The sequence below is a fragment of the Janthinobacterium sp. GMG1 genome, from assembly GCF_034427795.1.
Lineage (GTDB): Bacteria > Pseudomonadota > Gammaproteobacteria > Burkholderiales > Burkholderiaceae_D > Janthinobacterium.
Genome location: NZ_JAXQNT010000010.1, coordinates 47,756 through 69,615, shown reverse-complemented (window position 1 = coordinate 69,615; position 21,860 = coordinate 47,756). Strand labels below are relative to the sequence as shown.

Genomic DNA, 21,860 nt, shown 5'->3' with positions numbered 1-21,860 from the left:
CTCCTTGAAGTGATGGTGCATCGTGCCTGAGGGCCGGCCGCAGGTCTGTGCGCTGAGCAACTGTGCAGCGATTGCTTGCCAAATTCCCTGTTATGGGATAAATTCCCATATATGGAAATTTTACTGAGTGCAGAGAACGATACGGAACAGCGGCTGGCGGCGCGTCTGAAGCAGTTGCGCGTGGAGCGGGGCTGGTCGCTGGACCAGTTGGCCACCGCCAGCCAGGTCAGCCGTGCCACCCTGTCGCGCCTGGAAAATGGCGAAGTCAGCCCGACGACAAACGTGCTGGGCAAGTTGTGCGCCGCGTATGGCCTGACCATGTCGCGTCTGCTGCGGATGGTGGAAGACGATTTCCCGCCCGTGCTGCGGCGGGCCGGGCAAAGCGTGTGGGCGGACCCGGTTACCGGTTTTATCCGCCGCTCCGTCTCGCCGCCGTCGCGTGCGCTGGCCGGCGAAGCGCTCGAATGCGAACTGGGCGCTGGCGTGACGATCAGTTATGCCGCCTCGCCCCGGCCTGGCATGGAACACCATCTGTTGCTGCAGGAAGGCAAGCTGAACGTGACAGTCGACGGCCGCTCGCACGATTTACAAGCTGGTGACTGCCTGCGCTACCAGTTGCATGGCGCCAGCGCGTTCATGACGCCGCCAGACAGCGGCGCCCGCTATTTTCTCTTTCTTGTCTGAGGTCGCCATGTCCGCATCGCTACGCCATTTCTCGTCCACCGATATTCGTGTACGTTTGCCGGAACTGGGCGTCTTGCTACAAGACTGCGTGCACGACGGCGCCAGCATCGGTTTTATCTTGCCCTTCGACATGACGGCCAGCCAGGCGTTCTGGACGGATAACGTGTTGCCGGCCGTCACGCGCGGCGTGCGCCTGCTGCTGGTGGCCGAAGTCGATGGCCGTGTGGCCGGCGCAGTGCAGCTGGACTGGGATACCAATCCCAACCAGGCGCACCGGGCCGAAGTGCGCAAGTTGCTGGTCGGGCCTGCTTTCCGCCGCCAAGGCCTCGCGCGCCAGCTGATGCAGGCGCTGGAAGAGCAGGCGCGCCTCTTGCCGCGCAGCCTGTTGACCCTGGACACGCGCAGCAGCGACCATGCGGAACCGCTGTATTTATCGCTCGGCTATGTGGTGGCCGGCAGCATCCCCGGCTATGCTCTGGCGCCGACCGGCGACCGGCTGGACGCCACCACGGTCATGTACAAACAGCTATAAATGAGAGCGGCGCGGCGATGGCGGGGGAACTCAGGCTTTCAGCCGCGCTCTAACGGTTGTGGCAGGGCGATTTGCTGGCGCGGAGACAGCGTGAGTGGCCTGCGGGGCCACCAGGCTGATGCCGTGCGCAGCTTGGGCTGACGCTTGGTCACGGCTCAGCTTGAAAATGCCCACCGTGCCCGACAGTAGCGTGGCGCGCTGCTGCATGCTGGCCGCCGCCGTCGATGCCTGCTCCACCAGGGCCGCATTTTGCTGCGTCACCTGTTCCATCTGCACGATGGCGGCATTGACTTGTTCGATGCCTGACAATTGCTCGCCGCTGGCCATGCTGATTTCGCCCATGATGTCCGTGACGCGGTGCACGCTGGCCACGATCTCGCGCATGGTGGCGCCAGCCGTGTCGACCAGGCGCGCGCCCGCGTCGACCCGCTCCACGGAATCGCCGATCAGCTGCTTGATTTCCTTGGCCGCATTGGCCGAGCGTTGCGCCAGGGTACGGACCTCAGCGGCGACGACGGCAAAACCGCGCCCCTGTTCGCCGGCCCGCGCCGCTTCCACGGCCGCGTTCAAGGCGAGGATATTCGTCTGGAAGGCGATGGCGTCAATGACACCGATGATGTCAACGATCTTTTTCGATGAAGCGTTGATCGAACTCATGGTATCGACCACTTGCGCCACCACCGTGCCCCCTTTGCCGGCCACTGCCGCGGCCGATTGCGCCAGCTGATTGGCTTGCCGTGCGTTATCGGCATTTTGCTTGACGGTGCCCGTCAGCTCGTCCATCGAGGCGGCCGTGCGTTCCAGCGAACTGGCTTGCGCCTGCGTGCGCTGCGACAAGTCCAGGTTGCCGGCGGCAATTTCACCCGAAGCGCCCGCGATGTCGTGCGTGCCGCCGCGCACCTCGCCCACGATCGTGATCAAGCTGGCATTCATGTCTTTCAGCGCCTGCAGCAGTTGCCCCACTTCATCGCTGGAATCGACGCGGATATGCTCGCTCAAGTCGCCGCCAGCCACCTTGCGCGCCACTTTGACGGCATGCCGCAAGGGCCGCACGATGCCGCTGCTGATGAACCAGGCCGTGGCCAGGCTCAACACGCCGCCGACCAGGCCCAGTGCAATGATGAGCACACTGGTATCGTGGGCGCGGGCCATGGCCGCCTCGGCCGCCGTGCGCATCTGCGCCGATTGCGTGGCGATCTGCTGGTCGAGTTCGTGCAGGGTCGGCTGTTCTTGCGTGCTGTTGCGCGCGGCTTGCAATTGTGCGATGCGCGCATAGCGCTGGTTCACGCTGCTGTCGATTTCCCCGCTCACGGTCGACAGCTGCCACGTGCTGATAAGCACCACCACGGCCAGTAAAAGCGAAGTGAGCAAAAAGCCTGCGGTCAGGCGCACACCGATACGTATGTTTGAAATATTCATGTCCCCTCAGCTGTTGTCCCATGGTGGCCATCTTCCATGCCTGCGGCATGATGCGGCGCTTGTCCCCTGAAGTTGCTGGGGTGAAATGAGTGTAGCAGCGCGGTACTAAGTAATCTATAAATATTTCCATATTGGAATTAGTCACTGCCTGTTTAGCAACAGCGGCATTGCATGTTGCCAGATAAAATCACCCGCCGTATTACAGACCCGTCCTACCTCAATACCCGGCATCGTCCGACTGGCGCATGGCGGTGCCGCGCCTACACTGTTCTTTGTACAGGCCCGGCGGCGGGTCTTTCTTCTACTCTAATTTACAGGAGGCTGACATGGCGAATATCCAGGCAGGATCGGACGGTGCGGCAAACGAGGAAATGACGGCAAAGCGCCTGAACGTGGTCGACTGGATCTCCATGATCCTCTTGATCGTGGGTGGCTTGAACTGGGCGCTCGTGGGCTTGTTCGATATCGACATCGTGGCCCGCATCCTGGGCGCCATGTCGACGGCGTCGCGCGGCGTGTACGTGCTGGTGGGGCTGGCGGCGCTGTATTCCATCTATCTGTGCGTGCGCAAGCTGCCAGCCAAGCCTTAGACGGGAGGACACATGCCTGTCGGTGCCAGCCCCAAGCGCGAGCGCGAATTCAAGCAGCTGGAAAAAGAGTTCAAGCAGGAGGGGCGCTATCCTGGCCGCGAGGAGGAAGTTGCCGCGCGCATCGTGAACAAGCAAAGGGCGCAGGCGGGTGAAACGCAGCAGGAGCCAGGCCGCCAGCGAGATGGAAAGCCTGCGGCCAAGGCTGCCGGCACAGCGGCGGCGCGCAACTTGCCAATTGCAGGATACCAGCACCTGACAGTGGCGCAGATACGCGACAAGCTGGGTGGCCTGTCGGCCGCCCAGTTGCACCACCTGCGCGACTATGAGATGGCGCACAAGAAGCGCAAGGGCGTGCTGCAAGCGCTAGGAGCTTGATCGGGCGTAATGGGTTTGAGGGGGCTTGAGGCGTTGTGCCTGTGTGCTTACTGCGTGCGCAGATAGGCCAGCAGGTCGGCCACTTGCTGGGCGTTGCCGATGCCCCAGAAACGCATGTTATTGCCGGGAATGAAATCGCTCGGGGCTTTCAGGAAGCCGGCCAGGTTCTGTTCGGTCCAGACGATATTCGCGTTTTTCATGGCCGCCGAGTATTTATAGTCGGTGGTGGCACCGGCTTTGCGGCCGATCACCCCCGTCAGCTTGGGGCCGAAGCCGCCGCGCGCCGATGGCCCCACCTGGTGGCAGGAGGCGCACTTGCGAAACGCGGCCTTGCCTGCTTCGGCATTGCCAGTGAGGGCGACCGCAGCGGCCGGAGCTGCAGCCTGCGCAACGGTGACTGGCGCCAGCAGCAGGGCTGCGGCGGCGAGAGGAGAGAACCAGCGAAAAAGAAAGGTGGATGTCATCGGTGAGGCGGAAGTGCACGATATGGCACAATAACGCATTTTACAGGCGGGCATCAAAACCTGCCTGTCAGCTGGGCAGCCATGCCAGGAAGCCGTGCAGGATGACTGACACCGCTAGCGCTTGCCACCTTGGGCACCCAGTGCCGCCATGGCCGACGCAAACACGATGCAGGCGATGGCCAGCCACTGGGTCAGGCTCAGCAATTCTCCCAGCACGGCCATGGCTGCCAGCGCGCTGACGGCCGGCGCCGCGCTGCTGAACATGCCGAACACGCCTTGGGGCAAGCGGCGCAGGGCAAAGATTTCCAGCGAATACGGCAGGGCGCTGGATAGCATGGCAATGGCCAGGCCCATCAAGGCAATCGATGGCGCCAGCAAGGCCGTGCCCGAATACGCGACACCGATGGGCACCGTCACCATGGCCGCCACCGTCATGCCCCAGGCCACGGCTTGCCCGCCCTGCAAGGTCGAGGCGCGCTTGCCAAAGATGATGTACAACGCCCAGCACAGCGCCGCCCCCAGCGCGTAGGCCACGCCGACGGGGTCCAGGCTGCCCGGGCTGCCTTGCAGGGGCAACAGCAAATACAAGCCGAACACGGCACACGCCACGGCCAGCAAATCGCGGGGGCGCCGCGACGACAGCATGGCCACGGCCAGCGGCCCCGTCACTTCGATGGCGACCGCGATGCCGATCGGTATCAGCGCAAACGCCCGGTAAATCAGCAAGTTCATCAGCCCCAGCACGGAACCGTAGACGAGCAAGTTCAGCACATCCTTGCGCGTCAGGCGATAGCGCCACGGCCGGAAGATGGCCAGCAGGATCAGCGCCGAAAACCCCACCCGGTACGCCGTAATCCCTTCCACGCCAATGACCGGAAACAGATTCTTCGCAATCGCCGCCCCCAGATTGACGGAAATCTGCCCTCCCAGTACGGCCAGGGAAGGGAGCAGGATGCTGTCGGGGAGGGAAGAGGTCGAGGCGGGGGAGGTCATGGGACGGTATTTTAATACAACGCAGGCTGTGCAGTCGTTGGTAGATCCGTAATTTGGTGGTTTGGTTGTTTGTATGATTGGCGGACACGGTTTTCGACGTCATTTTTCTAATGCCTTGTTGTCAAATGCATTACCGCTGTAAAATGACCTACTAATTTTTAGAGAGGCATGTTTCGATAAAGATGTTCGCATAGTTATGCAAAATTAATCGGACTATAACTTGAAATTGAAGAAATGTTGTAGTGTTTGTGCGTGCCTAGGGCGAACTCTGAGAGTGACCTTTCGTAATTGCCGATGGTAGGATTGTTAATTGTTGTTATTTTATTAAATATATGTGATCGCGCTATTTTTACCAATTAGATAAATGACGTCTGGGAGGAACGATTGGGATCCGTATGGAGACGAATATTTTTGTGGTCTGGGGTTGCTTGGTATTTTCGGTGATTTTATGTAAAATTATGATGAAATTGGTTAATTTTTAGAACATAGAGAAATCACAGGGAGTTAAATTTGATGTTTTTTTTGGGGGCGTTGTTTGAGTAAATTTAATAATTTCAAAATTTTTATGGTTGGGAGTATTTTCTATTTAACTAATTATACTGCTGTTAAGGGTGCATAATGACACTAAGATCACTTGATGAACTTGAAAGCCTACTAGCTCGACAAATTGAGCGCTTTAATCAACGAAGGAGAGATACGCGGAAATGGAAAAATTTTCTATTCAATGCTCAAGTATCCTGTGCTTCTTTGACAACTTTTATTATTGCTGCCAATATAAAATTTGGTAATGTTGAACTTAATATTGTCGCTGCAGGACTTAGTGTACTTGCAACTTCTTTTGGAATATTTCAAACATCATATAGGTTTCATGATAGGCTTCACGCCTTTACACTTACTTCAAGCCAGTTGCAGGGAATTCTTGCGCGTTTGAAGTTGCAACGACTCAAGCATGCAGATGATCCCATTGCTTGCCCGCTTAATACTGCTACTGTTGACCATCTCTTTCAAGAAATGGAAATTACCCTAACACGTTCGAACGAACAATGGTCAAATATGATGATGAAAAACAAACCAAAGGCGTCGCTCGATGATTTGTTCAAAGATCCTAACTCTCAACAAGAATAAATTTGTTACACGACTTTCGCAGTTAGACGATGCACCAAATGACAGTGGTTCCGTCGAATATTTTAACATTGGCTATCCCATTCTTGATCCGCCTACACTTCGAGGTTCAATTGTTGCTTTATTCCGAAAAAATTTTATTGAGAAAAACAAGGATGCCATTGTTTTCGGCAGTCCAGTTGATACTGGCGGTATTGCATTTGGGTTGTTTGAGAATCTCGATGATCCGTTGAGTTTGGTTTCCGATTGTAAATGTGATGGGGATAAGTTTTTGAGTTTGTTAAATTCATTAAAGGAAAATCTTACTCCTAATGATGTTGAGAAACTTTATCAACATAAAATTAGTCTTGGCGCCATTGATGTTTTGAGGAATTTCTTTTCGAGTCGTGTTGTAAATCTAATTATCAATAACGAATTCAATCCTCACTCCCTAATTTTCGAGTTTTCACTGTCAAATAAATATTTAATTGATGCGGGTGATGTGGAAAAATTGTACGTTCCAAATACGCTAGATTGTCAAAACCTTTTTCCTAATTTTTGGCCGGATAATGTTAAAAATATAATTAAATTCAACCCAAAATATGGAATAGAAAATGCAATGCAATTTAGCTAGAGATTTTTATGTTATTGGCGCATTTGAGGCGCCTAGCCTGAGTTATTTTCCTACTCATCTTCAACCCATAATAGCAGAAAAAACTGGTTTGGGTTTTCGAAGATGGTCTTATATCATCGAAAAACCGTACGGCCTAACTCCTAAAGCAATGGTTGGGAGTGTGCGGCCAATTGGTGACTTATTTCCGATACGTTCATTTTTATTGCTTGAATCCCCAGTTAGAATGCATAGGAGAACGCAGGTAATTGCACTTAGTGAGCGAAATTTTATTATAAGTAAATCAAAGGTAATGATTGTGCTAAGGCTCGTTATGGCCGTATTGGCACGATTTTGGGATATTTCCTTTGCGCATCGTACTTGGAAAACTATCTGGAATTCTATTTTTTAGCTGCTGAATAGAATATTTTAAAAAGTAGCTAATTTAGGATATTGAGAGGTGGCCTAGTCTATTTTTTTATGAGAGTAATTTCTATGTCGGCTAAATATATAAAGCCGACTTTGATGCGGCTGCTACAGTCTGTATAGTTGAACGTCATGTAGTTGGTTAGGCGCGCTACTTGCTTTGCGTGAGAGTGCCTTATTTTTGCGTTTGAGTTATTTGAATCCGGTGGATTTGAAAAACCATGGTGAAATAGTTGGCTTTATTGGTCGAGTTGATACATATGTTATGCATTGCTTTCACTCGTGATCGCGATTTTGCTTAGAGCGACGATATTGAATTCTATGCCATTGTGGAGCGTAAAATGAAGTCACAATTATGAAACACAGGACGGCGAAAATGCGTCGGCTCGGTAGCCGTAATTTTTTGTTTGATCTTTAGATGCCAGCTGAGTGATGAGGCAGAGTTGAATTCTTGTCCGCTCATCGCGCTGCTGCTGTGCGGTATACCTACTTGTAACTCATGAAAGATATTGATGAGCATTTTCAGTATTGGATACACCAATTTTGAAGTGGATGTAGCGAAATCAAGCATTAGTCTGGACGCTCATGGCAGCGGCATGCTGGAGCTCAATATTGATATCCACGGCGATGATGATGTGTTTGTGCGCTTGACTGAGCCGGAGGATGCGGAATGGTCGTGGGCGCTGTATCCGCCGGCGTTTTTCCTGCACGGCTTGCGCATACCGGAAGGGCAGGGAGGAGCGCTTGCGATCGGGATGCTGGATACGCATCCCGAGGCGGAGGAATCGGGTATCTATATGATGGAATATGGCGACGTGTCGGCCGTCAATATTATCGAATTGTCGGCACGGCGCCTGCTCGTGTCTGGCATGGTGGACTTGTGCGGCAAGCGACTGCCATTTCATATTGATATGCCGCGTGCATAGTGCCGGGGCTGGTTCCTTCGGGAGCGGAATGCGCGCTACTGATGCGCATTCCCCGGCAGGCCCAACCCCGTTCTTGCCTGATTACTCCAGCTTCAATGCCTTCGCTACATCCCCCCAAGCCACATACTTGAAGTTTTGCGGCCCATCGGGCAGGCGCTTGTAGCCGTCCTGGATCACCAGCATGCCTTGTGCATACGCGCCGCCCAGGTTGGCGGCGGTGACGTCGAGGCCATCCGTTTCCGAGGTGCCGTCGATGCCGGCGGACAAGTTGAAGCCCACCTTGAAGCGGCCGCGCACCTTGTACGGCGCTTGGGCGTCTAGCACCACGTAGCTGCTGTCGCCCTGGCTGGAGACGATCAGGTAGCCGCTGTCCGGCTTGGCGCCGGGCTTGCGGTAGATGGCCATGCCTTCCACGTCCGCCGTCAGGTTCGCTCCCACGGGCAAGACCATGGTAAGGGCGTCCGGCTTGGCGGCGTCGGCCGAGGTGGTCCAGATGCCGCGCGTTTCCTCGCCCAGGAACAGGCGGGCGTTGGCGTCGTCAGCCACGCAGCCTTCCGGTTGCGTGGCGACCTTGAAGCTGCGCAACAGAGTTGCACTGAACTTGTCGCCTTCCAGGCCGATGCTGTACTGCTGGAAGGTGCCGTCCTTGTCGTTGATGAACGCTTGCACGCCGCCGCTGGCCGGCTGGTACAAGCACATGCCGTAGATGCTTTTCAGGCCGGTCGGAAAACGGCCCGCTTCCGCCACGACGCCATCGGCATTGATGGTGAACAACATCATGCTGTTGTCGTCGCGCTGGGTGGCCACGGCCAGGTCGACCTTGCTGCCACCCAAACTGATGTTCTGCCGCACGTCGACGTTGTTCAGGCGGCCCACTTCCAGCAGCTGCGTCTGCTTGCCTTGCAGGTCGTAGACGAGCAGCCCCTGCTTCTTGTTGGTGCCCAGGATGCGTGCATTGGCGGGGTTGCTGGACAGCCAGATGGCCGGATCATCGGCCGCGTCACCCTGGCGCGCCATCGGTTCCGTCTGCGCCTGTGGGGCGATGATGGCCACCGCAGGCTGTGTTTCCGCTTGGCTAGCCCATTTCAACGGTCGCGCCTGCCAACCGTTCTTGCCGCGCAGCAGTAGCGATTCCTTGTCCAGCGCCAGCTGGCTGTCACCCTTGCGCACGTTCAAGGCCACGGTTTGGGCCGGCTGTGCCGTCCATTTACTGCCCTGATGGGCGACCAGGTGCAGCTTTTCCGCCTTGCCATCGAGTACGGCCACACCGCCCGGCAGCACGGCCAGCGCGCCGGCGCCGCCGTCCAGCGGGCCATACGGCTTGCGCAGGGCCACCACTTCGCGCTTGCCCATGCCTTCGGAATCGGCGTCATACGCCCACACGCCCATGTTCGACTCGCTCACCAAGAGGCGCCGGGCGCCATCATCGACCCGGCAATGCTTGGCGTGCGGCGGCAAGGCCAGCTTGCGCACCAGCTGACGCTGCTCGCCCTGCATCACCCACTGTTCTGCCTGGCCATCCTTGCCGATCAGGAAGAGATGGTCGAGTTGCTGGGCGTCGCGGTACAAACACGACGCTTCCACGGAAAAGGTGGGGACGGGAAACGGCGCCAGCTTGACCAGCTTGCCGGCCTGCACGTCGACCGTCACGGGCAGCGGGCGCTGCGTGTCCGCTTCCAGGAAGACGGCCAGTACTTTATTGCCGTCGCTGCGCGTGTCGAGTTGCTTGGCGCGCACGGCGATGCGGTCCTGCTCCTGGCCGCTTGCATTGAACAGGCGCAAGCCATGCTTGTCCAAGGTCAGCCAGCCGCCGCCGGGCAGGCGCGCCAGTTCTTCCGCTTCCTGTGTGAAGGAAGGAGCAGCCTGGACAGACGCGGCTTGCGCCGTGGCCGAGAGGCAAAAGGCAGCCAGCAAAGCGCTGCAGAGTGCGTTTTTTTTCATGGTAGGTAAAATCATCATCAGAAGGCGCTGGCTTTCAGGCTCACTTTGAAAGTGCGGCCGTATTGTTCGTTCTGCACGTTGAATTGCTTCGTGCCCTGGTAAACATAGTATTTCTCGTTGTTCAGATTAGCCGCCTCGAACATCAGCTGGAATTGCTTGTTGATCTGGTACGACAGCGAGAAATCAAGTTGCTTCTGGCCGGCGACGATATGGTCCTGGCTTTGGTCGAGGATGTCGTTGCCCATTTCCAGCAGATACGGCGACTTGTAGTTGAGGGCCAGGCGGGCGCTCACCGGTCCCGTTTCATAGCCCAGCATCAAGTTCATCACCTGGTTCGACTGGCCCGGCAGGCGGATGTCACGGTTCATCTGCTTGTTGCTGGCTTTGTCGAAGCGGCCGATTTGCGCGCTCGACGTGCTCAGGGTGCCGTTCACGCCGATGAGAAATTTGTTGAATGGCGCCGGCAGCATGCGCAGCGGCTGCATATAGGCCAGTTCGATGCCTTTGACTTTGGCCGCGTCGCCGTTCGCATACGAGGTGGCCGTCGTGTAGCCCGTCCATGATCCCGTGCCGGCAAGATTTGTCGTATAGGTAAAGTTCTTGATGTCCTTGTAGAAGCCGTAGGCCGACATCACGCCGTCGTTGCCCAGCACGCGCTCGATGCCGAGGTCCAGGTTGTTCGCCTTCAGCGGTTTCAAGTCCGGATTGCCGATCACGGCTTCCGTATTGCTGGCCAGGCTGATGCCCGGTGCCAGCTGGCTGAAGTTGGCGCGCACCACGGCCTGTGTCCACGCGGCCCGTACGCTGGTCTTTTGATCCAGGTCATAACGGGTTTGCAGGTTCGGCAGCCAGTTGGTGTACGAACGTTCGCGCGTCAAGGGCGTGGCGACGCCGGCGCTGTCCACTTGCGAGCCGGCAGCTTCAAAGCTGGTACGCTCGGCGCGCACGCCGCCGAGGATGTGCCAGGCGTCGAAGTCGTAGCTGTTTTGCACATACATGGCGTTGATGTCTTCATGCATGCGGTAATCGTTGATGATGGACTCGGTGGCCAGGCGCGCCTTGGCGCGGTCCAGGCCGGCTACGCGGGCGCGGATCAGGGCGGGGTCCAGGGCCACGCCGATGTTGCCCAGGTCGTAGTCGAGAGTGTGGCCTTGCACGAAGTTGCTCATCGACGTGGAGCCGGCGCCCCAGTAGTTGCCGCTCGATGCCTTGCTGCTGTTATACGCCCATTGATCCGTGTCATTGGTCTTTTCGCGGCGGCTGACCTTGGCGCCGAATTTCAGGGTAGCGATGTCGAACTTGCGCGCCAGGTCGATGCGTGCATGGTGTTCATTGTCCTTCGAGTAGCGCTTCTGCAGGGTGATGGCGTTCAGAGCGTAATTGGCCGGGTCGTACAGCGCGGCGGGGCCGCTCAATTTCGGCTCCTGCGTATCCGTGAAACTGATGCCGGAGAAATTGCTGTTGCCGCGGAAACGGCCGTCGTTCAGGGATTCCGGCGTGTCTTCCGTAGCACGGCTCAGGCCGCCTTTGACGTCCAGGGTCCAGTCGCCCGATTTCTGCTGCGTGCCCAGCACGAGCGAGCGCACTTGCTGCGTGTATTTGCGCTGGCGGATGCGGCGCTCGGCGCGCGCACTGGCCGTCTGGCCTTCGGCCAGGCTGCCGCCGGCGATATTGCTGATGGTCAGGCGATCGCGCACTTCATTGTCGGAAAATTCGCTGACGAACGAGCGCAGGAACCAGCTGTTGCCCGCTTCGGGGCGATAGTCGAGGTTGACGGCCAGGGCGCCGCGCTTGCGCACGGGCAGGTAGTCGCGCAATTCCAGGCCCGACAATTTTCCCTTGCTCCAGGCGCCGCCCGTTTCCACGTCATCGGAACCGAACGAGCGCTTTTCCGCGCTCAGGCCGGCTGCGACGCCCAGCTTGCCGTCGAGGAAACGCTGAGCCCACAGAGCGCCGCCGCTGGGGCTGGTTTTGCCCGTCTTTTCGTCATAGCTGGCGCCCACGTTGGCCGACAGCAGTTTGCCCGGCAAGTCGAAGGCGGACAGCGATTTGACTTCGACCGTGGCGCCCAGCGAGTTGGCGTCCATTTCCGGCAGCAAGGTTTTCGAGACTTCCAGTGTGCGGATCAGGCCGGCAGGCAGGATGTCGAGCGCCACGGCGCGGCGGCCCGCTTCCGGCGACGGTACCAGCGCGCCGTTGATGGTGACGGCGTTCAAGTCCGGTCCCAGGCCGCGCACGGTGATGTAGCGGCCTTCGCCCTGGTCGCGCTGCACGGATACGCCGGGCAAGCGGGCCAGCGCTTCGGCCGCGTTTTTGTCCGGCAAGCCGCCGATATCGTCGCTGCTGATGACGCTGATGATGTTGTCGGCTTTCTCTTGCGCGGCGATGGCGTTGCGCAGACTGGCGCGCTGGCCGCTGACGATCACGGTGGCGGCCGGCTGACCATCCTCACCTTGCGCTTGCGCATGGCTTTGACCGCTGAAGACGGCCATGATGCCGAGGGCCACGGCCGTCAGGCGCAGCGGAGAGGGGAACGAAGTGTGCATGGTTTTCATGAAGGGCTCGGTTAGGGGAAGGAACCGGGCGGATTCTAGGCAGCAAATATGACGGTTGCGTGACAGGCAAGGGCTTGCCACCCTGAAAACAACGGCATGCGAACGCTTTGCGGCCGGAATGCTGCCGCCATGAGCTGAAATGACCTGCCGGCGCAGGGCGCATGGGATGCGGCTTGCTAGATTTTCAGCAGCTGCACTGCTAATGATGAGCCGTTTGCACCTGCCGCACGGGCGCGGCGCATGTCATCGTGCCGTCATGGGCGGGCGCTATCGTGGCGACAGCACCACTTTTAAAGGTTTCCCACATGCTGCCGTTGCACCGTAACAGCCTGATTGCCGCCGCGCTCGCGTTGCCCCTGTTCTTGTTCCTGTACGCCACACTGGGGCACCTCAAACCGTTTGCCATCTGGAAGTGGATGGATATCGTCTGCGAAGGCGGCACGGCCGTCATGGCCGGTACCTGGTTCCTGTTCACACTCAGCAGCCGGCCGCGCGGGCTGGTGACAAGTCTGATCGCCGGCGGCCTGTGCGCCATCATGCTGGGGTCCTGGGCCGATTGCCTCGATGAATTCTTTGCCGTCGATAAGAGCGCCGTGTGGGATAACTGGCTGGAAGCCTTGATTCCGTTTGGCATGCTGGTGCTGACGATCGGCATGTATTACTGGCGCCAGGAACAGTTCCGCCTGAACGAACACCTGCAAAAGCGCGAACGCCTGTTCCGCGACCACCGCGCCTTCGACCGCATCACGCAATTGGCCGACGCCAGCTATCTGCGCACGCAGATACGCCTGGAGCAGGAGCGCCGGCCCGGCCTCGATTGCGCGCTGGTCTTGCTCGACATCGACAGCTTTCACCTGATTAACCGCGAATACGGCCACCGCGAAGGCGACCGCGTGCTGCAAGCCGTGGGTCACATGCTGCTGTTGAACTTGCGCAATGACGATTTGCTGTGCCGCTATGCGGGCGACCGCTTTGCCGTGCTGATGCCGGGCGTATCGCGCGAGGATGCGGCCGTGAAGGCGCGCCACCTGTGCGCCATGGTGGGGCAGATGCGCCACCACGCCAACGACAATCGTGAAATCCGCCTGAGCCTGCGGCATGCGTGCTCGCTCACCGATGGCGTGCCGGAAGTGGTGCTGGCCGAGCTGAGCCGGGCCGTGGAAACGCCGCGCTCCGGTGCCGGGATCAGTTCCGCCGCGCCTGCCTGATGCCGCTGAACCAGCAAGGCGACCCCAGCATCGCGGCCCACCATCAGCCGGCGCTGGTGCTCGATTACGCGCGCAGCCGGGAACTGGCTGTGGCGCCGCTGCTCAAGGGCACGGGCCTCGATGGCGGCGCGCTGCCGTCCGCGGAAAGCCAGGTCAGCGCCGCGCAATACCTGCAATTGCTGGCAAACGTGGCGCGCGGCCTGGACAGTGCCGACACGAGCTTCATGCTGGGCCAGCAAATGCTGCCCGGCCATTACGGCGCGGCCAGCCACGCCTTGCTGCAGGCGCAGAATCTGCGCCAGGCCTTGAGCATCCTGTGCGATTTCCATACCTTGCTGTGTCCGCTGTTACAGCCGCGTTTGCGCGAAGCGGGCGACATGCATGTGCTGTACTGGGTCGATGCGTTCGGCGCGCCGAGCCAGCTGCCTTTTCTGGTGGAGATGCACATGACGGCGCTGGCGGCCATGTGCCGCTGGCTGGCGGGAGAGTCCTTGCCGTGGCGCTTCTGCTTCAACCGCGCGCGGCCCCGCCACGTGGAGCAGCATGAAGTGCACCTGGGCCAGGCGCTGCGTTTCGATTGCCAGGTCGACGCCATGCTCATCGATTCCAGCTGGCTCGACAAGCCCTGGCCGCGCGGCAATGCGACGGCGGCCGCGCTGGCCTTGCGCGCGGCGGCATTGGCTCCCGTGTCCGCCGCCAGCCTGCTCGGCGCGCTGTACGACTATCTGCTGGCGAATATCCGCTGCGCGCCGACCCTGGAGCGCACGGCGCAGGAGTTCGGCGTCAGTCCCGCCACCTTGAAGCGCCATCTGGCGCGCCATGGCACGCATTTCCAGGCCGAGCTGGACCAGGTGCGTGCGCACAAGGCGATTTATCTGTTCCAAGCGCATGGCTACGACAACGATGCCGTGGCCGCCTACCTAGGCTTTCATGATGCCACCAACTTCCGCCGCTCGTTCAAGCGCTGGACGGGGCAAACGCCGCAACTATTGCGTCACGCGCTGGCACTGTTCGTCGCTGGATGATCGAAGGCGTTGCGCGCCAGCGCCACGGACAGTCGTTCCTGAGGGAACAATTGCCCGTTCTGCTACATCCATAGTACACTCGATCAGAGAGCGAACAGACGCGCTTTGAGGCGCTCCGGCACGGCGTCACGCGACGCCGCAACACCGCCATCTTGATGGCGGAGCCGGCGGCAGACGACCGGTGTGCCGTGCCTTAACCCAGCCTGGAAACTGGCGTCACCAGTGTGGTGCGCCGGAAACCGGGCAACTTGATAATGCTCAATCGTGTATTCACAATCGCAGATCGATCCAGTCGTCAGTTTCCGCAACACCCAGGGTGAGGCGGTGCGCGGCACGATTTTCAACTTGCAGCGCAATTCGCTGGTCATGGAAATCTACAATCCATATTCGATTGTGCAGGTCAGCGAGGTGCTCAATGACGTGACGGTGCGCATGGGGGCGAAAAACGCCTACGTGGGCAAGGCCGTCGTCATCAGCAGCGTCAACACGGGCCTGACCGCCATCGTTTCCGTGACTCTGATCGACGAGTGGCGCGAGCTGAGCGACGTGGTCGTCGTCAAGGGCGCCGTATTGAAAGAGTCCAGCGCCTTTGTCGCCGGCTGGGGCGAGCGCTTCCGCATCCGCCGCGATTACCAGATCGTCGTCAACGAAATGCGCGCCTTTTTGTCGGAAGTGTCGCGCTGGGTCGAGCAGGTCGACCTGTCCGACTCGCTGCCCAAGGAAAATGGCCGATTGCGCCCGGACATCTTCGATGAACTGGCCCTGCCGCTGATGGAGCAAACCCAGCTTTACTTGCGCCAGCTCGAGGTGGAAGCCTCGCTCGTCGAGGAAGAGCGGGCGCCGGCCCACCGCGCCTTCGCCCAGGCGGCGCTGCACCCCTTGATCCTGCGCGCGCCGTTCGTCTTCCGCACGTTTACCAAGCCGCTCGGCTATGCGGGCGACTACCAGATGGTCAACCAGCTGCTCGACGATCCACGGCAAGGGCCGAGCACCTATTTTCAGATCGTCAATGCGGCCTTCCTGCAGGCGGCCGTGGCGACGGCGCACCGCAACCGCATCGATATCCTGACGGAATTCCTGTCGCAAAAGGCGGCCGCGGCGCGCGCTGCCGGGCGTGTGTATAAAGTGCTCAACGTGGGCTGCGGCCCGGCCATCGAGGTGCAGCGTTTCCTGGAAACGTGCCCGGACGCGCAGTGGCTGGCCTTCGAACTTGTCGACTTCAGCAGCGAAACCCTGGACTGGACGCGCGCGCGTTTGACCACCATCATGCAGCGCACGGGGCGCGTGGTCGAGATCGATTATGTGCACGACTCCGTGCACAACTTGCTCAAGCGCCGTCATGGCGCTGGTATCACGGGCTTGCCCGGCAGTTTCGACGCCGTGTATTGCGCCGGCCTGTTCGACTATCTGTCCGACAAGGTGTGCGCGCGCCTGCTGATGCATTTCGCTTCGCGCGTGGGGCCGGGCGGACGTTTGCTCGTCACCAATGTGCACGCGGACAATCCGGGCAAGTTCGGCATGGAGCATTTGCTGGAATGGCATTTGATCTATCGCAATGAAGAGGGCCTGTCGGCCTTGCTGCCCGAACATGCAACGGACCCGCTGATCTATGTCGACGCGACGGGCGTGAATGTGTTCGCGGAAGTGAGCATTCCTTGATGGATACTCCAGGCCTGCACGCCGGCTACACGGCCGTTTTGCGCGACTTCCGCCTGGAATTCAGCCGTGGCGGGGCTTATACGGGCATCGTGCTGATCCTGCTGGGCATGGGCCTCGATTCGGCCCTGTATCCCGATAAACAGTCGGCGTTTACCAGCGCGCGCATCCTTGTGTCCGTGCTGATCTTTTGCGTCGTGCTGGCCATGCGCACGCGCTGGGCGCAAGACCGCATCCAGGGGCTGACGTTTGTCTGGCTGATCCTGCCGCAAATCATGATCGCCTGGATGATCGCCGTCACGGAAGGCGCCACCTCGATCTATTATGTGGGCATGACCCTGGCCATCTATTCGTCGGGCATCGTGCTGGCGTTTGGCCTGTGGCAGAACATGGTCTTCGGCGCCATTTCCTGCCTGCTGTACGTGGCCGCCTGCGCCTGGCATGCGGGCGGCTTCGACCTGGCCGGCACCTTTGTCGTCAACTGTCTGTTCCTCATCATGTCGGCCAGCATCAGCGCCGTATTTACCTATTTTAATGAGCGCGCCCGCTTCATGCTGTTCCAGCTGAAGGCGGAAGTGGCGCAAAAGAACACGCAGCTGGAAGAAACGAATAAAAGTCTGGCCGATATCAAGGGGCAGATGCTGCAGCAGGAGAAAATGGCCGCCATCGGCACCCTGGCCGCCGGCATGCTGCATGAAGTCAATAACCCCGTGAACTTCTGCATGATGGCCATCGAGGTGGCCATCGAAGACCCGGCCGCCAAGCAAAGCGCGCTGGTCAGTGAATGCCTGGCCGACGCCAAGCAGGGCATGCTGCGCGTGCAGCATATCGTCTCCGACTTGAAGACCTTTGCCTACCGCAAGAGCGGCAACCAGCTGGAGACGGGGCACTTCCAGTTCCGCAGCGCGCTCGACGCGGCCATCCGCCTGGTGGGGCATGAAACGAAGAATGTCAGTATCAGCCATGAATTGCCGGTCGACACCCTGGTGCGCGGTGACGAGGCGGCCATCGTGGGCGTGCTGATCAACTTGCTGGGCAATGCCGTGCTGTCCATGCGCAAGGGCAATGCGCCGCCGTTCGAGATCCGCATCACGGCCCACTGGGACGAGAACCGCCTGCGCATCAGCGTGCGCGACAACGGCCCCGGCATCGCGCCGGAAAACCTGGCGCGCGTGTTCGAACCGTTCTTTACCACGCGCGAAGTGGGGCAGGGCCTGGGCCTGGGCCTGAGCATCAGCTATGGCGTGATCGAGCGCCACGGCGGCACCCTCAGCGCCGAAAGCGAGCTGGGGGTGTGGGCCAGCATGAACTTCGACTTGCAGCGCTCCGACTGGGAGGGCCGTTAATGGACAACGATAGCCGCGCCAGCGTGCTGTACGTGGACGACGAAGCGCTCGCCTGCAAGTATTTCGAGCGCGCCGCCGGACCCCGCTACCGCGTGTTGACGGCGCAGAGCGTCGATGCGGCGCTGGCCTTGCTGGAAGACGAGGCCGGCCAGGTCGACGTGCTCGTCACCGATTACCGCATGCCGGACCGCCTGGGCAGCGAGCTGCTGCAGGAAGTGGCGCAGCGCTATCCGCACATCGTCTGCATGCTCGTCACCGCGTATGCGGACAAGGACGTGCTGCTGGAGCTGATCAATGGCGGCACCTTGTTCCGCCTGCTGGAAAAACCGCTCGACCTGGCCGCCATGCAAACGGCGCTGCAGCTGGCCGTGCAGACGGGGCGCGAGCGCGCCGCGCGCCGTCAGGGCCTGGTGGCGATGGAAGAGTCGCTGGCTTTTCTTGCGCATGAATTGAACACGCCGCTGGCGGCCATCGCCAATTTTGCGCGCGGCATCGCGCGGCGCGCGCAGGCGGATGCCGCACCGCAGGCCGAGATCGGCGAAGCGGCGGCCTTGATGCACGACAATGCGCGCTATTGCCTGTCCGTGCTGGCCAGCTTTGTCGATACGGTGCGTCTGGCCAGCGCCGGTCCCGGCATGCAGGGCGGACGCCGCGCCGGCAGCGCGCGCCAGCTGCTGGCCGCCTTGCTCGACAGCTATCCCTTGAGTACGGCCCAGCGCGCCGCCATCACGGTTGACGTGGGCGATGATTTCTCCATTGCCGAGTCACCCAACTGCGTCGCGCTGATCTTGTCGTCCGTGCTGGCGAATGCCTTGCGTTCGGCCGGCGAGCAGACTCATCCGGCGATCGGCATCCGCATCGACGCCGGCCGCATCACGGTGCGCGACAATGGCGCCGGCATCGCCCCCGAGATCGTCGAACAGCTGTTGATCGACCCCGTCAGTGCCAGCGGCGGCGAAGGCAAGGGCTGGGGCATGGTGTTTTGCCACCGCATGATGCAGTCGTTCGGCGGCAACCTCGACATCGCCACCGAGTTTGGCACTTCCACCACGGTAACCCTGAATTTTCCAGTACATATAAGGAACGAGCATGATTGACGCCAATCTGCGTTTACCGGCTCAGCGTGAGTCGGCGCAAGGCTTGCCGACGATACTCTATGTCGATGACGAGGCCAACGCCCTCAAATACTTCCAGCGCGCCATCGCACCGCTGGCCGACGTGCTGACGGCCACCTCGGTCGAGGAGGGCAAGCGCATCCTCGACGAGCAGGCCGACCGCATCGCCGTGCTGGTGTCGGACCAGCGCATGCCTGGCGCCTACGGCAACGAGTTGCTGTCATATTGCTGGGATCGCCATCCGCACATCGTGCGCATTTTGACCACCGCGTATTCCGAGCTCGAGCACACAGTGGAAGCCGTCAACCAGGGGCAGATCCACCGCTACATCCAGAAGCCGTGGGATATCGCGGCCCTGCGCATGGAATTGAAACAGGCGCTGGAACTGGCGCGCTTGCGCAACGAGCACGCCCAGTTGCTGCGCGAGAAGTTGATGGTGCGCCAGCGGCAAGCCGTCGCCAACCGCATCGGCACCCTGTACGCCCTGTGCGCCAGCCTGGCCGGTCCGGAACAGCAGCTGCCCGTGGAAGCGTATCTGTCGGCGGCCCTGACGGCCGGCGTCACGCCGCCCGAGCCGGACTGGCTGTTGATGGATTATGCCGACCTGGTCAGTTCGGAAGCCTTCCGCGGCACGGCCTTTGCCGCCGCTGTGCGCCAGCAGCTCGACACGCTCGAGCGCGAACATCCGGGACGGGGCGTGGAGCAGGCGATCGACATGCTGCTGCCCGTGTTTGGCGCGGCCCTGCAAAACCAGGGCGGCACGGCGCTGTTCCTCGATGGACGGCTGCTGACGGAATTCCTGGAAACGCCGACCACCACGCCGGTCTCGGCCATCCACTCCTTCTGGCTGGCCAGCTTGCTGTGGCTGGCACGGCGCGGCTGGTCCTTGCAGCTGAGCAAGACGGAACTGGGTTTGCAGGGCAAGGTAGTGCAGGCTGAACCAGCGCTCACGCCGGACCACCTGGCGGCCTGGATCGAGCAGTTCTGACGGCGCGCTCCCTTGCCGCAGATCGCGCTGCAAGGGCGCGCACCATGAAAAACAGGGCCGCGCGGGCCCTGTTTTGGCTTGCGTAGCGCGGGCTTAGCGCTCCGCCGCCGCTTTCAGGTTGGCCAGGCCCTTCTCGAAATCCTTGCCGATCATCCTGTCCATGCTGACGAAGACCGTCATGACCTTGCTGACGTAAGGGCTGGGGCCTGTCATGGTCCAGTTCACCTTGGTGCTGTCGCCCTCTTGTGTCATGGTAAACGTAGTGGTGTTATGGCTTTCGAACGGTTTCAGGAAGTCCAGCTTGATGACGGTGCGCTCAGGCTGGGCTGCTTCCGTGATTTCCATGCGGCCGGCGCCGACCTTGTCATTGCCCGTCCAGGCATACTGCGCGCCCAGGCCGTTGGCCGGACCCGTAAACGTGCGGCGCATGGCCGGATCGAGCTTTTCCCACGGAGACCAGGCGGCCCAGTAGTGGAAGTCCGTGATCAGGGCGGCGATTTTCTCGGGCGGTGCCTTGATGGTGATTTCGCGCTGGACACTGAAGGTGTCGGGCTTGGTGGTGGCATAGCCGAGGATGGCGGCGACGACGACAACGATCAGCAGCAGGGTTTTTTTGATCATATGCTCTCCAAATCTTGAATGGTCGATGCGAACGAATCAAGGCAATCTTAGCAGATATGAATGGCTGTGCGCGGCCTGTTGGCCTTTATTTGCGCCAGCGCGTGGCAGGGCCGCATGCGGCCTGGCACAGGGGCGCACGGCAGGATTGTGGAAGGGCGCCCGTGTCCGCTAGAATGCTGGCCTGCAAAGATTTCAATTAGGTAAATATGATTCAACGATCGATCGCCAGGCTGACCCTGGCGTGTGGCTTGCTGGCTTCCGCCTTTGCCGCGAACCTGGCGCATGCCGATGCCTGTCCCGCTCATTACGTCGATGGCCGCAAGCCGGAAATCACCAACCCCAAGCTGGATGTGGCGACGAAAGAGCTGTGCTACAACGTGTTTGGCGTGATGCACTCGGGTATCACGCGCACGCCGCTGTGGTCGGCTGAGCACTTGACGGCGAACAACCTCGAAGCGGCGCAGGATTTGTCGCGCGAAAATTCCTTCCATGCCGAACGCAAGCTGCCCGCCGCCCAGCGCGCGGAACTGGCCGACTATGCGCGCAGCGGCTTCGACCGTGGCCATATGGCGCCCAACGGCGACATGCCGGACCGCCAGAGCCAGCGTGACAGCTTTACCCTGGCCAACATGGTGCCGCAGGATGCGCGCAACAACCGCTATGTGTGGGCTGGCATCGAAGGCGCCGTGCGCAAGATGGCAAAGAAAGAGGGCGACCTGTACGTGATCACGGGACCGGCTTTTATTGGCGGCAACCTGCGCAAGGTGGGAAGAGTGATTGTGCCCAGCCACCTGTACAAGGCCGTGTACAGCCCGCGCCAGCGCGCCGGCGCCGCCTACTTCATAGCAAACGTCGACACCAAGACGTATGAAGTGCTGAGCATTGCGCAACTGGAAGACAGGATAGGCATCGATCTGTTACCGTCGCTGACGCGCCAGCAAAAACTGCGCATGCTGAGTTTGCCCAAGATCAATAGCAAGTCCAGGAAATAACAAGACCGTCGAAAAGGAAATCCCATGTGCGCAAAGAAATTCATCCCGTATGCCAATGAAAGCGATGTGCTGGAGATTGGCAACCTGAGCATCGAAAACCGCATCGACCGCATTAGCCTCAGCGGCGACATCGACCTGACCCTGGACAAGCCGGGCCTGGCCCTGGCGAAACAGCTGCAAAAACTGCTGGCCGACGTGGTCGCCCAGCTGGAGAAGCAGGAGCTGCCCGACCAGCTGCCGCCGCCCGAAGTGACGTCGGTGGCCAATCCCTTCGAGTGACGCTGGCGGGGAAG

The 21,860-nt window shown here is 59.9% G+C and carries 21 protein-coding genes; 15 read left to right on the top strand and 6 right to left on the bottom strand.

What is annotated here, in order from left to right; all coding sequences use genetic code 11:
• Positions 1–111 precede the first annotated feature (111 nt).
• Positions 112–684 (top strand): XRE family transcriptional regulator, encoded by a 573-nt coding sequence (locus SJI03_RS22910; protein WP_322428716.1) that lies wholly within the window; start codon positions 112–114, stop codon positions 682–684.
• Between the two features lie 7 nt (positions 685–691).
• On the top strand, positions 692–1,216 hold the full coding sequence (locus SJI03_RS22905) for a GNAT family N-acetyltransferase (RefSeq protein WP_322428715.1): 525 nt from the start codon (positions 692–694) through the stop codon (positions 1,214–1,216).
• A gap of 30 nt (positions 1,217–1,246) precedes the next feature.
• Here SJI03_RS22905 and SJI03_RS22900 read toward each other — a convergent pair whose 3' ends face one another.
• Positions 1,247–2,635 carry a methyl-accepting chemotaxis protein gene (locus tag SJI03_RS22900; RefSeq protein WP_322428714.1) on the bottom strand — a complete coding sequence of 463 codons (1,389 nt, stop codon included), beginning with the start codon at positions 2,633–2,635 and terminating at the stop codon, positions 1,247–1,249.
• Positions 2,636–2,961: 326 nt separating this feature from the next.
• Here SJI03_RS22900 and SJI03_RS22895 point away from each other — a divergent pair, with 326 nt between their 5' ends.
• Together SJI03_RS22895 and SJI03_RS22890 are read left to right on the top strand one after the other, a co-directional pair.
• The gene (locus tag SJI03_RS22895; RefSeq protein WP_199534280.1) at positions 2,962–3,225 is read left to right on the top strand and encodes a DUF378 domain-containing protein; all 264 of its coding nucleotides are present in this window, start codon (positions 2,962–2,964) and stop codon (positions 3,223–3,225) included.
• Positions 3,226–3,237: 12 nt separating this feature from the next.
• Positions 3,238–3,600, top strand: coding sequence for a hypothetical protein (locus SJI03_RS22890; RefSeq protein ID WP_322428713.1), 363 nt, complete (start codon positions 3,238–3,240; stop codon positions 3,598–3,600).
• A 47-nt stretch (positions 3,601–3,647) separates the two neighbouring features.
• Here SJI03_RS22890 and SJI03_RS22885 read toward each other — a convergent pair whose 3' ends face one another.
• Both SJI03_RS22885 and SJI03_RS22880 read right to left on the bottom strand, forming a co-directional pair.
• Entirely contained in the window at positions 3,648–4,064 is a 417-nt protein-coding gene (locus SJI03_RS22885) for a cytochrome c family protein (protein ID WP_322428712.1), read from the bottom strand.
• A 114-nt stretch (positions 4,065–4,178) separates the two neighbouring features.
• Positions 4,179–5,057 (bottom strand): EamA family transporter, encoded by an 879-nt coding sequence (locus tag SJI03_RS22880; RefSeq protein ID WP_199534278.1) that lies wholly within the window; start codon positions 5,055–5,057, stop codon positions 4,179–4,181.
• Between the two features lie 618 nt (positions 5,058–5,675).
• On the opposite strand from SJI03_RS22880, the gene SJI03_RS22875 reads away from it, so the two are divergent.
• The 3 genes from SJI03_RS22875 to SJI03_RS22865 all read left to right on the top strand — a co-directional run bounded on the left by SJI03_RS22875 (position 5,676) and on the right by SJI03_RS22865 (position 8,120).
• Entirely contained in the window at positions 5,676–6,182 is a 507-nt protein-coding gene (locus SJI03_RS22875; protein ID WP_322428711.1) for an SLATT domain-containing protein, read from the top strand.
• Positions 6,145–6,792, top strand: coding sequence for a hypothetical protein (locus SJI03_RS22870; protein ID WP_322428710.1), 648 nt, complete (start codon positions 6,145–6,147; stop codon positions 6,790–6,792). The genes SJI03_RS22875 and SJI03_RS22870 overlap by 38 nt, the downstream gene beginning before the upstream one ends.
• A gap of 914 nt (positions 6,793–7,706) precedes the next feature.
• Complete coding sequence (locus SJI03_RS22865) at positions 7,707–8,120, top strand: hypothetical protein (RefSeq protein WP_322428709.1); 414 nt, start codon at positions 7,707–7,709, stop codon at positions 8,118–8,120.
• Positions 8,121–8,201: 81 nt separating this feature from the next.
• Here SJI03_RS22865 and SJI03_RS22860 read toward each other — a convergent pair whose 3' ends face one another.
• A complete protein-coding gene (locus SJI03_RS22860; protein ID WP_322428708.1) occupies positions 8,202–10,061 on the bottom strand; it encodes a phytase in 1,860 nt (619 codons plus the stop codon).
• Between the two features lie 17 nt (positions 10,062–10,078).
• Positions 10,079–12,616 (bottom strand): TonB-dependent receptor, encoded by a 2,538-nt coding sequence (locus SJI03_RS22855; protein WP_322428707.1) that lies wholly within the window; start codon positions 12,614–12,616, stop codon positions 10,079–10,081.
• Between the two features lie 305 nt (positions 12,617–12,921).
• Between SJI03_RS22855 and SJI03_RS22850 the strand changes: the two genes are divergently transcribed.
• The 6 genes from SJI03_RS22850 to SJI03_RS22825 all read left to right on the top strand — a co-directional run bounded on the left by SJI03_RS22850 (position 12,922) and on the right by SJI03_RS22825 (position 19,954).
• Entirely contained in the window at positions 12,922–13,824 is a 903-nt protein-coding gene (locus SJI03_RS22850) for a GGDEF domain-containing protein (protein WP_322428706.1), read from the top strand.
• Positions 13,824–14,849, top strand: coding sequence for an AraC family transcriptional regulator (locus SJI03_RS22845; protein ID WP_322428705.1), 1,026 nt, complete (start codon positions 13,824–13,826; stop codon positions 14,847–14,849). The genes SJI03_RS22850 and SJI03_RS22845 overlap by 1 nt, the downstream gene beginning before the upstream one ends.
• Before the next feature lie 264 nt (positions 14,850–15,113).
• The gene (locus tag SJI03_RS22840) at positions 15,114–16,508 is read left to right on the top strand and encodes a class I SAM-dependent methyltransferase (protein ID WP_099377249.1); all 1,395 of its coding nucleotides are present in this window, start codon (positions 15,114–15,116) and stop codon (positions 16,506–16,508) included.
• Positions 16,508–17,851 carry a HAMP domain-containing sensor histidine kinase gene (locus tag SJI03_RS22835; protein WP_322428704.1) on the top strand — a complete coding sequence of 448 codons (1,344 nt, stop codon included), beginning with the start codon at positions 16,508–16,510 and terminating at the stop codon, positions 17,849–17,851. Before SJI03_RS22840 ends, SJI03_RS22835 begins: the two co-directional genes overlap by 1 nt.
• Positions 17,851–18,948 (top strand): hybrid sensor histidine kinase/response regulator, encoded by a 1,098-nt coding sequence (locus SJI03_RS22830; RefSeq protein WP_099377247.1) that lies wholly within the window; start codon positions 17,851–17,853, stop codon positions 18,946–18,948. Before SJI03_RS22835 ends, SJI03_RS22830 begins: the two co-directional genes overlap by 1 nt.
• The gene (locus SJI03_RS22825) at positions 18,941–19,954 is read left to right on the top strand and encodes a response regulator (RefSeq protein ID WP_099377246.1); all 1,014 of its coding nucleotides are present in this window, start codon (positions 18,941–18,943) and stop codon (positions 19,952–19,954) included. The genes SJI03_RS22830 and SJI03_RS22825 overlap by 8 nt, the downstream gene beginning before the upstream one ends.
• Before the next feature lie 93 nt (positions 19,955–20,047).
• Here the strand turns inward: SJI03_RS22825 and SJI03_RS22820 are convergent, their stop codons facing one another.
• Complete coding sequence (locus SJI03_RS22820; protein WP_322428703.1) at positions 20,048–20,575, bottom strand: SRPBCC family protein; 528 nt, start codon at positions 20,573–20,575, stop codon at positions 20,048–20,050.
• 206 nt (positions 20,576–20,781) lie between these two features.
• On the opposite strand from SJI03_RS22820, the gene SJI03_RS22815 reads away from it, so the two are divergent.
• Positions 20,782–21,567, top strand: a complete 786-nt coding sequence (locus tag SJI03_RS22815) for a DNA/RNA non-specific endonuclease (protein ID WP_099377244.1) — start codon at positions 20,782–20,784, stop codon at positions 21,565–21,567.
• 24 nt (positions 21,568–21,591) lie between these two features.
• Positions 21,592–21,846, top strand: a complete 255-nt coding sequence (locus SJI03_RS22810) for a hypothetical protein (RefSeq protein WP_322428702.1) — start codon at positions 21,592–21,594, stop codon at positions 21,844–21,846.
• Positions 21,847–21,860: the final 14 nt, after the last annotated feature.